Consider the following 13,652-nt stretch of genomic DNA (forward strand, 5'->3'; position numbering starts at 1 on the left):
AATCCACGCGGCCGATCTCGCACCGACCGCTGCTCCGAGGAGCATTCTTGAGGACCTCGAAAGCTAGTCCGACCTGCTGGCGCTGGCGGAACGCATCGGCGTCAATGTTGTTGGGAAGCCCTAGGCCCCGCGCCAATGAAACATCCAGAACTTGATTACGGAAGAGGCGAAAGCCTACTCACGGATCATAGGCCTCGCATCGGCTTTCGAAACTAGCGAACCGGTCGCACGAATGAGGCCGGGATTTGCTGGTCATGATGCTTTCTTCGTCAACGGACCGAGGGAAAGCCTCTCTCGTTCTCTGAGATTGTAGGCTAGGTGTCAGTGCACGCACAGCACCGACTGGTCAAGATGACGCCCCTTGAACATGGCGCGCTCCCCGTTGCTGAGTCGCCTCCCATGCCGTGGTCCGCTTACCCAAAAGTATGCGACAGTTGACCATCATTGGGGCATGTACCGCCCATTAGACTCGCAAACGACCTTGGCACCGCAGGTGAGTTGGGATCAATCCAGGCCGAGCTTCTTCTTGAGTTCGGCATTCTCCTTGCGCAGCCGTTCGGCGAGGAGCTTCTTCAGTCGCGCGTTTTCTTCCTCGAGTGCCAGGAGATCCTTCAAGTCGTCGCCCTGTGAAGGCGAGGGGGCAGCGGCCTTCTTCCACTGATAGTAGGTCTGTTCCGATATCCCGGCCTGACCCACGGCGCTCTTGATGCTCGAGCCGCGGCCAATTGATTGCTCGATCTGGCCAAGCTTCTGAGCCCGTTCCTTTTCGGAGTAAACCTTGCGTCCGGTTCGGGTTGTGGCCGTGGAAGCTCCGGCGGCTTTAGTCGCCTGTTTGGCGACATCGCTTTCGGCAGACTTCTTGGGCTGAGTCTTTGCCTTCCTCGGGCGCGGGGCCTTCTTCTTCGGTTCAGATACCTCCGCTTTGGCCGGTACGCCGGTGGTAGTTTGCACTGACTCTGCTTCTTGAGGGTCGGCCATTAGATGCTCCCCACTTGGGTTTTCAGTGGACTCAGCATCGATCGGCAGAAGACTGGAGTCAATAAGCTGAGCGTTCGACGGATCGTTCTTCTCAAGTTCTTCTGCCGTCTCGGCGGCGAGACCTGACAAGTCGATATCTCCCCAGATCGAACGATTTCGTTTTTGACTACCGCGCTTCTGTTTGACTTCCACGGTAAACGGTCGAGTTTGTCGCCTCATAGGCTCTTCCATCATGAACTGATTGCACACCAGGTCGCGGTGTCGCCGAGCCTTATCGGATGAGATTGGCGAAAAGCAAGTCCCCATACCGTTGCCACGGCGCCCTCATCGATCACCGCACCTTTGCCGCGGATCGATTGCGATTGAGTTGGCCGGGCATCTCGAGCTGTGACTGCTGAGAGGGTAATATCGGAAAAAATGGCCGAACCCAAAGGCTCGGCCAAAATGTGAAGGTCAAAACCTCCAGAGGGGAACGCGTCGGGCGCAATGGGAGGAGAACGTCCGACGCACTTCGCAAATAGGAGCGAAATGGTTTGTCTTCAATTGTCACGCAACAATTTCATTCGTTCCATGGAGAGGGAACTCATTGTGCCAGTAAGCTTGTCCCAGATTGCTGTTCCTAAAAGCACTATCCTACAAAGCACTCTCTGCTGGCCGAGCAGTTCCATAAGATATGTTATGCGGCGCTAACGTGTAGGCGCAAAGCTGAAATGTCGCGCTTCTGCAAAGCAGGAATGTCGTTTCTGCGGACGTAGTGCCAGTCTCTCCCGTCTTTGGATGACGTGGGAGATTGCGAGTTGGGACTGGTTTTGATGAGCGAGCGCGAACTGCAGCGTATCGAGGTGTTGTCGAAGGTCATGGAGGGTCGACTGCGAACCGTGACGGCGGCGCATGTTCTTGGCCTGACGCCTCGACAGGTTCAGCGGCTGCTGAAGAGGTTCGCGTTCGATGGAGCGGCAGCGCTACGCCACAAGGCACGCGGTCGGCATCCGAACAATGGGCTAGCCGATAGCATCCGGGACTTCGCCGTCAGCCTCGTTCGCGAACATTACATCGATTTCGGGCCGACCTTAGCAACTGAGAAACTGGCGTCGAACCACGGCGTGGCCGTGTCGCGCGAGACACTACGTAAATGGATGGCGGAGGCCGGACTCTGGCTGTCGCGCAAGCAGCGCCGGACTTTCCATCAACCGCGTTGGCGCCGCGAAGCCTATGGTGAACTCGTTCAGATCGACGGCAGCGAGCATCGCTGGTTCGAGGAGCGGGGCGATCCATGCACCCTGCTCGTCTTCATTGACGACGCGACGGGCAAGCTTCAGCAATTGCGCTTCGTGAAGTCGGAGAGCACGTTCAGCTACTTCGAATCGCCGGTCGATCGGCTTATGAAAGAAGCAGCGTCCGCGTCTGCCACGAAACGATCTACCGCTTTGCCTATTGCCGGAGAGCCGCGCCCGACGCCGGCCGCGGCACGCCAGACGCCGCCACGGCCAGCGGTTCAGCCCGGAATTGAGCATTTTGCACCGATCCGAGCGACTTTGCGAAGCGCCTGGCCGGCAAGAAGGTGGTCGTCTGCGACTACCCCGATGGCCGGCTCGAGATCATGGAGGGCAGCACCTCCCTGCCCTACAGAACCTTCGACAAGCTGCGATCGGTTCACAGAGCCGAGGTGGTCGAGAACAAGCGCCTGGATGAAGCGCTTGCCATGGTGGCCGAGATGCAGGCCCGCCGGGAGCTGACGCGCAGTCAGCATGGCCCGCGGCGCACCGGCCAGACCGACCACATGTTCGGGATTCCCGATGGCAGTGGGAGCAACGGCTACCCAAAGCGCGGCCGCAAGCCCGGGCGCAGAACGGATTTCATGAACGACCCCCGCCGTCATTGCGCGGCGGGAAACGGCCCTGGCGAGAATGGAGGCGGCCGAGTGATCCGGGCCGCCCCTGCTCTTCCTTTGTCTCTAGCGGGCTCCCGAAGCTAAAGCCCAGGAGCCTGGCTGGATCGCCCCCGACCGGGCTCTGCAACCCCGACCAGCGCCGCCCGGTCGGGGACTCGCGTCGCAGCCAATCGAACCTCGCAGCGACATTTCTACTTTGTGGGAAACATCGTCTCCGTCGCATTTCTACGTTGCCAAAGCTGCCTCATCTCTAAAATTGCTTTGAACAAACATGTAGCAGGGTGCGTTCTATCTCTTCTTGAAGTGCGACTTTGCAGCGATATCAAAAGCTTATCGCATGCAAGGAATCGCCCGTGAAACGCACCTACTCCCAGCTCGATTTGGACGAACGCCGCAAGATCGAACGCTGGCGTCAGGCCGGCGTCGCCTTTGACGTCATTGCCGAGAAGCTCGGACGCCATCGCTCGACGATTTTCCGCGAGATCGCGCGGAACGAGTTCGAGGAGGCCGAGATGCCGGAGCTGAGCGGCTATCGATGGTCAGGAGCTCAAGCTGTGGCGCTATCTGCCGGAGAGCCGCGCCCGACGCCGGCCACGGCACGCCAGACGCCGCCACGGCCGGCGGTTCAGCCCGGAATTGAGCATTTTGCACCGTCCCGACGTCGTTCGGGACAGAAAGCAGCTCGGCCACTGGGAATGCGATCTGATCCAATTCCGAAAGAAGTTCGGCAAGGCGAATGTCACCTCGCTGGTCGAACGCGTCAGCCGCTTCACCATCTTCCTGCGCAACAACGACCGCCAGTCACGACCGATCATGGAAGGGCTGATCAATGCACTGGATCCCCTTCCCCAATATGAGGGATTATTTCTTCATCAGCGCTGAGCACCTTAGCGAACCAGTAAACCAGCTTCTCTCAGATGGTTCTTCACAATGGCCAAATCACCTTCATAATCCCATACCTGCACCGTGTCGTGCGGGCAGGAGACGAAGAGGTGATCCTCTGCGAAGGACAATATCCGATCGAGTCTGATGATTTTCTCTATGATGTCCTTTTTCTCTATTTGCTGATGACCAACTGGCCCGTCGCGTCGTAGCCAAGATGAACACAGCGCGGGCGAACACGGGCGGAAAAGTATTGCATCGTCAGCCTTTCTCCGAGGATTGATTTTGCTTGCTGTCGAGCGGCGCGCGGTTGTTTCTGGCCGAGTGTGAAGCTTCCGCTTGGTTGAGCGCCTTCCAGATCGCGAACGGTGTAGCCGGCATTTCCAGGGAGTCGACACCCTTCTCGTGAAGGGCATCCAACAGCGCATTGATGATGGCCGGCGGCACACCGACGGAACCCACTTCGGCACACCCTTTTGCCTTGAGCGGATTGTGGTTGCAGTCTGTCCCGTGTGTCAACACCGTAAAATTTGGCATGTCGCTAGCTCGGGGCATGGCATAGTCCATGAACGAACCGGTAAGCGGCTGCCCGCTCTCGTCAAACGCACAACTTTCGAAGATCGCCTGACCAACACCCTGCGCCAGACCGCCGTGAATCTGTCCTTCGACGATCATCGGATTTATGACGCGACCAACGTCGTCGGCGGCAATGATGCGTTCGATGGTTACGACACCCGTCTCAGGATCGATCTCGAGTTCGCAGACATGGCATCCCCCCGGAAAGGTCCAGTTCTTGGGGTCGTAGAACGCGGTCTCGTCAAGCCCCGGTTCCAACGCGTCGATCGGATAGTCGTGGAGCTGGTAGGCTGCGCGCGCGACATCCTTGAAGGTACGTATCCGGTCGGTACCGCTGACCCGGAACTCCCCCGCTTCGAATTCAACATCGTCTGGTGCGGCTTCAAGCAGATGCGCGGCGATCTTGCTCGCTTTCGACACGATCTTGTCGAGCCCAGCCACGATTGCCGATCCACCGACCACCAGAGAACGAGACGCGATGGTGCCTCGTCCGTAAGGAAGTTGGTCTGTGTCACCCTGGACGATCTTGATCCCGTCGAGCGGCACGCCCAGGCGCTCCGCCACGATCTGCGCATATGTCGTCTCGTGCCCTTGACCATGGCTGTGGGTGCCACTGAAGACCGTGACGTCGCCGCTCGGATGAATGCGAATCTGAGCTGCCTCCGAACGGCCGCCGCGGCCACCGACAAGCCCAACCATTTTCGAGGGCGTACCCCCTGCGATCTCCACATAGGTCGATAGCCCGATGCCGCGCAGCATTCCGCGCTGCCGGGACGCTTCTCGGCGCGCCTCGAAGCCTGACCAGTCGGCTGCTTCCAGCGCGAGTTCGAGCGTTTTCTCGTGATCGCCGGAATCATACTCCAAGCCGAGAGGCGTCTTATAGGGAAACTCCTCCGCCCGGATGAAATTGCGTCTGCGCAGTTCGACGCGGTCGATCGCCATCTCCCGCGCGGCCTTTTCGATCAGGCGCTCAAGCACGTAGGTCGCTTCTGGCCTTCCCGCCCCGCGATAAGCGTCGACACTGGTCGTGTTGCTGAAACACACGGTCACATTGCAGTAGATCGCGTGCGTCCTGTACGGGCCCGAAAGCAGCGGCGCGTAGTAATAGGTGGGGATCGCCGTCGACCCGCTCGAGAGATACGCTCCAACATTGGCGATTGTCCGCACGCGCAGGCCGATGAAGACCCCGTTCTCGTCAAGCGCGAGCTCCGCGCAGGTCTCGTGGTCCCGGCCCTGTACATCGGTCAGGAAACCCTCGGAGCGGTCGTTCGTCCAACGCACCGTTCCTCGCAAGGCGCGCGCTGCCCAGGCTAACACTGCTTCTTCGGGATAAATGGACGCCTTTGTGCCAAATCCTCCGCCCACATCAGGCGAGACAACGCGTAACCTCGTCTCCGGTATCTTGAGAACGGAGTTGCATAGAACCGAACGCACTTGGTGCGGATTCTGGCTTGTCGTATATAGCACGAATGCGTCGCTGCCCGCGTCGTAGGATGCGACCGCCGTTCTCGGCTCCATCGGATTTGCCACCAGCCGGTTATTCGTCAGGCCGATCCTGGTGACGTGGGCGGCGCGCGCGAATGCCGCCTCGACCGCCGTGGAATCGCCGATCTCCCAATCACAGCATATGTTCCCTGCCGCCTGCTCCCAGACAAGCGGAGCGTGATCCTTCATCGCGTCCACGCCACGTGTCACAGCCGGAAGTTCCTCATAGTCGACGACGATACATTCGGCCGCGTCGCGCGCCTGCAGCGCCGTTTCGGCAATGACCACGGCCAAGGGGTCGCCGACATGCCGGACCTTGTCAACGGCAAGTGGATAGCGTGGCGGCTCCACCATCGGAGAGCCGTCCTTGCTCCGCAAAAACCATGCGCAAGGAATGCTCCCCACGCCGGAATCGAGCAGGTCGCTGCCTCGGAAAACCGCGATCACACCCGGAGCCCGCAGTGCCTCGGCGACATCGACGCGCAGAATCCGCGCGTGCGCATGGGGGGAGCGCACGAAGACTGCGCGCCATGGCCGGTGAAGCTTGAGGTCATCCACATAACGTCCCTGTCCGGTGATGAACCGCATATCCTCGCTGCGTTTCACGCTTGCGCCGACACCGGTGGTCGCGCTGCGTTCGGCCTCCACGACCCGGGCAGGAGTGTAGCCATCAGCGAACTCTTCGCGAGCCACTTCATCATCCGCCCGCGAGCCGAGAGGTATCTTGAGCTGCACGTTCCGCGCCCTTTTCCGGCTTAGCTTTGCTGAAGGTAGTCGAGGGCCGAGAGAGTATGCACCCGCACCACATGCAGGAACTCTTCAACGAGCACCGATTCGTTGGGCGCACTGACATTTCGCGGCGACGTGCCATATACGAAAGCAGGCACGCCCTTCTCACGCCAGAGCCGACAATCGGAGGCGGCAAGCATAGGGATACGGATCGGATCGACATGGCCGAGCTGCCTGACATTGGCGGAGATGATGTTTGCCATCACGTGTTCGGGATCGGAATAGAGCGGCGGCCCTCCGAACACGTCCCGGATCTCTGCACCGGGATTGCGGGCGATGATCTGCCGAACCATTTCCAGGACGCGGTCCCGATCGACGCCGACAGGTACCCGGATGTCGACCTCCATCGAACAATCCGATGCGACCATGTTGACCTTCGAGCCGCCCCTTATGACGCCGACATTCATCGACACGGCCGCAATCACGTCAGCCGTCCCGCTTCCCATAGTCTCGTCGATAATTAATCGCGCCTCCGCGCCGGTGATCCTCCTCGCAAGGGCTTGTGGAAGATCAGGCTTCAGGTCTTTCACAGCGTCGAGTTCGTCCATGATGCGCCCTGCGATCCGGATCGCGCTCGGACTGAGGTGTGCATAAGGTCCGTGTGCGCCGCGCGTACGTATATCGACGACGAACTGAAGGATGCCCTTCTCGGCAAACCGTATCGTTGTCACACCGCCAGGCTCGCCTGACAGGAGACAATCCCCGATCACTTCGTCAGCGAGCGTATCGATGAGATGCTTCGAGCCGAGCGTCCCTCCTGTCTCCTCGTCGGACACCACCATCAGCGTGAGCTTTCCGCTGAGACAATCTCGCAACCTATGCAGATATCGGTAAGCAAAGAGGGCGGCCGTCGTGCCGCCTTTCATGTCGGCCGATCCGCGACCGAACACCCGGCCGTCGGCCAGAGCGCCGCTCCACGGATCTCGATCCCACGCGGCTGCATTGCCGACGGGAAACACATCGACATGGCCATTGAGGAGAAGATGGCGTCCCGGCCTCCCACCTTCGAAACTCGCATGGATATTGGGTAAGTGCGGCTGCGCAGTCACCTCGCGGAACGGTAGTCCTTCCGTCTCGAGGAAAGATGTGACCAGCGACATGGCCTGCCGCGTGTCACCCGGCGGATTTGGCGAAGCTGCTTGGACGAATTCCCTAAGGAACGCGACCAGTTCTGCTTCATCATCCTTGATCCAGGAGAGTACCTGTTCACGAAGTTCCAAAGCCCACCTCCTCGACTGGTCACCGTACGGTGCTCTGACATATCAGGTGATACGGCTACGAAAAACAAATGTACAGCCCCACGTCGGGGCATTCGTGCCAAACTTAGTATAGTGATGAGAATTTGACGCCGATTGACAAGCCAAGATCCAGCGTGCAACGTTGTGTGCAAGTAGCAATCTGATATGTTACTAACTTCGACATAGGACACGTAACGCATTGAGCGCAACCGTCTTGAAGCCTTGGTTCTTGCTGTCGCCGGCATTGATGCTGCTTGTCGGCCTGCTCGTTGCACCATTGACCATAATGGCCGTGTACACGCTCTTTCTCTCGGTCGACATCGGCGTAGACGAGGCCGATCTGGGGCTTCGCAACTGGTGGGCGCTGCTCACTGATCCCTATTATCATTATGCGTTATGGAAGACGGCGCGCGTCGCCGTAATCACCACGGTGATCTGTGTCGTCGTCGGCTTCGTGCCCGCCTACGTGATCGCCTCAAGCCGGTCGGAACGGCGTTGGCTCTTGATGCTGCTTCTGCTGCTGCCGTTCTGGATCAGCTTCGTAATCCGCACCATGTCCTGGATTTACGTGCTTGGCGCGCGTGGTGCGATCAACACCATTCTGATGTGGCTCGGTGTGATCAGCGAGCCTGTCGAGATGCTCTATACCGAGGCTGCGGTGATCATGGGGTTGGTGCATTTCATGCTCCCCTTCACCATCCTCAATATCTTCGTGGCAATCGAAGCCAGCGATAGAAACCTCGTCGCCGTGGCCCGAACGCTGGGTGCGACCGCATTCGGTGCTTTCCGCGAAGTGACACTGCCCCTCGCCATGCCAGGCGTGGCCACAGGCGCGCTGCTCACCTTTGTTCTTTCCGCAGGCTCCTACGTGACACCGATCATCCTTGGCGGGCCGGATGATTTCCTGTTCGGCAATCTGATCTTCAGCACAGTGATGATCGAGATCAACTGGCCGATGGGTTCGACGCTGGCTTTCGCGCTACTGTTCATTCTTGGGGGATCCATCCTGATCTACAACCGCTACTTCGGCCTCGAGCGCCTGACGCGAGGCTTGGCATGAGCGGCCCCGAGACCGAGCAACGCCCTTCGTGGGGTTGGCGCGTGCTGACGGCGCTGACTGCGCTTGTCTATATTTTCATGTTCGCACCGATCATCGTCGTCGTTGTCCTCTCCTTCAACGCTGCGGATTATGGCGGTTTTCCCTTCACGGGCCTTTCCTTCCGGTGGTTCAGCAAGCTCGTGCAGAACGAGGCCATCGTCGGTGCTTTCGTCACATCGGCAACGCTGGGCGTTCTCACATCGCTCATTGGCACGCTTGTCGCCATGCTTGCGGCACTCGCCCTCGTGCGCCATCGCGTCGATGGCAGCAAGATGATCGGCCTCCTCGCAATCGCCCCCCTGCTGATACCTGAAACCGTCCTTGCGGTTGGCCTGCTGCTGCTGCTGCGGGCGCTCGATCTTCCGAAGACCTTCCTCCTGCTGTTGGCAGGGCATATTCTCATAACGCTTCCCTTTGCCCTTCTCGTACTGCAGGCGAGACTTGCCGGGCTCGGCCGATCGTTTGAGGAAGCGGCGTCCAGTCTCGGGGCATCCGCATTCAGTGTATTTCGCGAGATCACCTTGCCGCTCAGCCTGCCGGCGATGTTCGCCGCCATTCTTTTCAGCTTCACGATCTCGTTCGACAATCTAACCGCATCCCTGTTCTGGCGTCCCTCGGGGGTCGAGACCGTTCCCACCCAGATATTCGCGATGCTGAAGGATTCCGTCAGTCCCGAGATCAACGCGCTCGGAACGGTCATGGTCGCCGTGACCGTGGGGCTGTCGCTGCTGGCAGGCGCCGTGTCGAGCCGCCTCGCGCAACAGGTGAAGACCACGCCAGAAGACGAATGAAAACAACAAGCAATGGGAGAAATGCAATGAAAGAAATAGTCGAGGTGAGAAGGCTTGAGGAATTCAAGCAGCGCCATCAGTCAGGCGATCTCGACAGGCGGGCATTTTTGAGCCTGGTCGGGCTGACGGGCCTTGCACTTGGAGTTGCCGGCGGCCCGTTGCGTGCCTTTGCTCAGGCGGCTGTCAGCGAGCTCAAGTTCCATGGCTGGGGCGGCACGGTGCAGGACGAGCTTCGGCGGACCGCATTCACCGCTTTCGAGAAGGCATCCAAGATCAAGGTTGTGGAAGGCACCTTCGGTCTCGAGGAGGAAGTACTCACACAGGCGCGAGTGGGTCGTCCAGGCGACTACAACATCATCAATTCGGCTGGCATCGCCTGGTACAAGCGCTGGGCTGACGCGGGTTTCGGCGTCGTTCTCAATGAAGCAAACATCCCCAATCTCAAGCACGCCATGACTGCTCTGGTGGAGCCGTTCCGAAAGGTCACGCCAGAAGGCTTGTCGGCCGTTCCGTTCAGCTATGGCAACACTGCGATCGCCTATAACAAGAAGTACATTTCCAAAGAGCAGGCCGAATCGCAGCGCGAGATGCTGCTCATCGAGCCGGGTCTCAAAGGCAAGCTCAGCGGTCACAACGACTTCCAGACCAGGATGTGGGCGGCGGCGCTCCAGACCAAACAGGATCCCAACAACATCGAGGACCTTGAAGCTGTCTGGGAGAAGATCCGCGAGAACCGCGCCCTGGTGAAGAAATACTGGGGGTCGGGCGCTGAATCGACCGAACTCCTTGCCAATGAGGAAGTTCATGCTTCCGACATCTGGTCCGGTCGTGCCGCTGGACTGATGGAGCGCAATCCTGACATCGGGTACGTCGAGTATTCGAAGGGCTATTGCTGGGCGTCGGACCTCCTCGTCGTCAAGGGCGCGCCCATAGAGGCGTGCGAGCAGTTTCTCAACTTCGTCCTCGATCCGGAAGTCATGATGATCGTGTCGGAGGCACAACTCTACCCACCGCCAATGGACCCGACAAAGGTCGCAATGTCGGACAAGATCAAGAGTTTTCCGAATTTTGATCCGACCGGCACGCTGTCGCACTTCGCCTTCTCCGATCCGAACTATTGGACGAAGTACGAGCGTGATTGGAAGCAGATGTACTCGCGTATCGAAAAGGGCTTTTAAGCAATGAATACGGCGTCTATGGAGACGTCATTATCCGGTGCAATCCCGGCTTCCCCCCGCAGCGGTGGGGGGAATGCACCGCTCTCACAAGCGACTGCCGCCGGTCAGCGCCCCGCGGCCGTGCAGTTGGATGCGGTCAGCAAATCCTTCGGAACTGTGGCTGCCGTTCGAAGCGTCAGCCTCTCCTTGCGCGAAGGATCGCTCACCAGCCTTCTGGGGCCATCTGGCTGCGGAAAGACGACGCTCCTTCGACTGATCGCGGGTTTGGAGACGGTCTCCACCGGCGAGATCAAGATCAAGGGGCGTCCCGTTGGCAAAGTCCCTATCCACAAGCGCAACATCGGACTGGTCTTCCAGAACTACGCGCTGTTTCCTCACAAGACGATCGGTGAGAACATCGCCTTCGGTTTGAAGCACCGCGGCATCGACAAAGCCTCAGCGATGCAGAAAGTGCGTCAGGCGCTCGACATGGTTCGGCTCCCGGGAATTGAACAGCGTTATCCAAACCAGCTTTCGGGCGGCCAGCAGCAGCGCGTGGCATTGGCACGCGCCGTCGTCTTCGAGCCGGACGTCCTTTTGCTCGATGAACCGCTTTCCGCGCTTGACGCAAATCTGCGCGAGGAGATGCGGGTCGAGATCAAGCTTATACAGAAGGCGCTGGGCGTCACCACCATTCTGGTCACCCATGACCAGCAGGAAGCCTTGGCTATGTCCGATGAGATCGTGGTGATGAACCAGGGTAACGTGCAGCAGGTCGGCGATCCGAAGGCTGTCTATCGCTTCCCGCAGAACCGCTTCGTCGCCGGATTCCTGGGCCAGGCGAATGTGCTTCCCTGCACCGTGGTCGAGACCGCCGCTGATGGATCGGGGCACTGGCTGGTAAGGGTCGACAACGGCACGTCGCTGCTCGGCATATCTGGTGGTCCGAGGGAGCAGGCGATCCCGAAGGCCGGCCACCGGGCTGATCTTGTCATCAGGGGTTCCGATGTGGAACTGCTCGCCAAATCAGCGGACTCCGGAAGACCCGAGCGCAACGGCTTCGAGGGTACCGTTATCGACGCGAGTTATCTTGGCGATGACGCCCACTATCTCGTCGAGAGCAATGGCATCAAATTCAAGGCCGTGATCCGGCTGACTTATGCGACTGCGGGAGAAGCTGATGATGTCCTCGCACCCGGCGCGCGCGTCTTCGTGTCCATCCCTCCAAGGGCCTGCGCAATCATATCTGCCGGTTGACCGATTCTAACAAAGGATTTCGAGAGTGAGTGGTAAGACTATTTGCTTCCGCAGCGCCGATTGGATCATCGGTTGGGACGAGCGCAACAGCAAACATTGCTATTTCCGCAATGCGGACCTGGCTTACCGCGACGGTACGATCATCCACGTCGGTCCCGGTAAATTCGAGGGTCATTGCGACGAGGAGATACCGGGCGCGGGGTTATGCCTCATGCCGGGACTCGTCGACATTCACAATCATTCGGCATCAATGCCGACATTCCGGGGCATCCGTGAAGAATTGGGCAACCCCAACTTCTTCTTCAGCGGTCTCTATGAGGGTTGGGGGCTTTTCATGCCTCCGATCGACCGCCGCGCCCAGACCACGCGGCTCGCGATCTGCGAGCTGTTGCTGAGTGGCGTCACGACCTATGTCGACATGTCTTATCCATATCCCGGCTGGATAGACGCAGTGGCTGAGACCGGTATTCGCGCATCCCTGTCACCACTGTTTGATTCTGCCAAAATCGTCGTGATTTCCGACCATCAGTTGGAATATCGCTGGGCACCGGACGGGGGCACCGCAGACTACAAGAACGCACTCGCCCTCCTTGACCAGATTGCCGCGCATCCAAGTGGGCTCTTGTCCCCAATGGTGTCGCCGATGTCAGTGGATGCGTGCACTCCGGAGCTGTTGCGTCAGTCGTATGAGCTCGCGCTCGACCGCGGCTGGCCCTATCATCTGCACGCGGGCATGTCGGTCATTGAGTTCCACGAAATGACCCGCCGGACCGGCCTTACCCCCATCCAGTGGCTGGAGAAGCTCGGCGTTCTCGGTCCCGCGACGATTATTGGCCATAGTGCCATCCTTGATCATCATTCCTGGATCCACTGGCACACGCGCGAGGACATCGGCATACTGGCGCGTTCCGGTGCATCGATATCGCATTGTCCGGTCGTGCTCAGCCGGGTCGGCGTCACTCTCGAGAGCTTCGGCGCGTATCGTAAAGCCGGAATCAATGTCGGGATAGGTACCGACTGCCATCCTCACAACATGCTAGAGGAAATGCGGGAAGCCGCGATACTGTCACGCGTCACGGACCAGCACATGTTCTCGGCGCGAACCGCCGACGTCTTCGACGCTGCGACCACCGGCGGCGCCCGCGCCCTTCTCCGCGACGACATTGGCCGCCTTGAAGTCGGTGGGAAGGCCGACATCGTGGCGATCGACGTGACCCATCCGATGATGCTACCGTTATACGATCCGTTGCGCAGTCTGCTCTTCAGTGCTTGCGATCGGGCGGTTAAGGATGTCTATATCGCCGGAAAAAAAGTTGTCGCAGACGGTAAGGTGCTGACGGTGGATCATCAGGCAATTGCAGACGAAGTCGCGTTGATTCAGGCTGACGTAACTGCCGATATCCCCAACCGTGACCGCAAGCGCAGGACCGCGTTGGAAGTCGCTCCGTTGACCTACGAGACCATTTCATCCGCTGGGTGACGGAGGGGAGTTCAGGAGCCTCAGCTGAG

At 59.3% G+C, this 13,652-nt stretch carries 8 protein-coding genes and 2 pseudogenes; 7 read left to right on the forward strand and 3 right to left on the reverse strand.

Annotated elements, in window-relative coordinates; translation table 11 throughout:
• Positions 1–504: 504 nt before the first annotated feature.
• A complete protein-coding gene (locus tag ACCO56_RS17050) occupies positions 505–1,197 on the reverse strand; it encodes a transposase (protein WP_433641977.1) in 693 nt (230 codons plus the stop codon).
• Between the two features lie 578 nt (positions 1,198–1,775).
• Between ACCO56_RS17050 and ACCO56_RS17055 the strand changes: the two are divergent.
• Both ACCO56_RS17055 and ACCO56_RS17060 read left to right on the forward strand, forming a co-directional pair.
• A pseudogene (locus ACCO56_RS17055) lies at positions 1,776–2,903 on the forward strand (helix-turn-helix domain-containing protein).
• A 319-nt stretch (positions 2,904–3,222) separates the two neighbouring features.
• A pseudogene (locus ACCO56_RS17060) lies at positions 3,223–3,718 on the forward strand (IS30 family transposase); the annotation flags it as partial.
• A gap of 294 nt (positions 3,719–4,012) precedes the next feature.
• Here the strand turns inward: ACCO56_RS17060 and ACCO56_RS17065 are convergent.
• On the reverse strand, positions 4,013–6,400 hold the full coding sequence (locus ACCO56_RS17065; protein WP_433642031.1) for a xanthine dehydrogenase family protein molybdopterin-binding subunit: 2,388 nt from the start codon (positions 6,398–6,400) through the stop codon (positions 4,013–4,015).
• 167 nt (positions 6,401–6,567) lie between these two features.
• Positions 6,568–7,821 carry a M20/M25/M40 family metallo-hydrolase gene (locus ACCO56_RS17070; RefSeq protein ID WP_433641978.1) on the reverse strand — a complete coding sequence of 418 codons (1,254 nt, stop codon included), beginning with the start codon at positions 7,819–7,821 and terminating at the stop codon, positions 6,568–6,570.
• A gap of 217 nt (positions 7,822–8,038) precedes the next feature.
• Here ACCO56_RS17070 and ACCO56_RS17075 point away from each other — a divergent pair, with 217 nt between their 5' ends.
• The 5 genes from ACCO56_RS17075 to ACCO56_RS17095 all read left to right on the forward strand — a co-directional run bounded on the left by ACCO56_RS17075 (position 8,039) and on the right by ACCO56_RS17095 (position 13,623).
• A complete protein-coding gene (locus ACCO56_RS17075) occupies positions 8,039–8,899 on the forward strand; it encodes an ABC transporter permease (protein WP_433641979.1) in 861 nt (286 codons plus the stop codon).
• Complete coding sequence (locus ACCO56_RS17080) at positions 8,896–9,729, forward strand: ABC transporter permease (protein WP_433641980.1); 834 nt, start codon at positions 8,896–8,898, stop codon at positions 9,727–9,729. Before ACCO56_RS17075 ends, ACCO56_RS17080 begins: the two co-directional genes overlap by 4 nt.
• Before the next feature lie 26 nt (positions 9,730–9,755).
• Complete coding sequence (locus ACCO56_RS17085; RefSeq protein WP_433641981.1) at positions 9,756–10,907, forward strand: ABC transporter substrate-binding protein; 1,152 nt, start codon at positions 9,756–9,758, stop codon at positions 10,905–10,907.
• Positions 10,908–11,063: 156 nt separating this feature from the next.
• Complete coding sequence (locus tag ACCO56_RS17090) at positions 11,064–12,143, forward strand: ABC transporter ATP-binding protein (RefSeq protein ID WP_433641982.1); 1,080 nt, start codon at positions 11,064–11,066, stop codon at positions 12,141–12,143.
• Positions 12,144–12,168: 25 nt separating this feature from the next.
• Positions 12,169–13,623 (forward strand): amidohydrolase family protein, encoded by a 1,455-nt coding sequence (locus ACCO56_RS17095; protein WP_433641984.1) that lies wholly within the window; start codon positions 12,169–12,171, stop codon positions 13,621–13,623.
• Positions 13,624–13,652: the final 29 nt, after the last annotated feature.

It is taken from the genome of Mesorhizobium sp. 1B3 (genome assembly GCF_050958605.1).
Taxonomy (GTDB): domain Bacteria; phylum Pseudomonadota; class Alphaproteobacteria; order Rhizobiales; family Rhizobiaceae.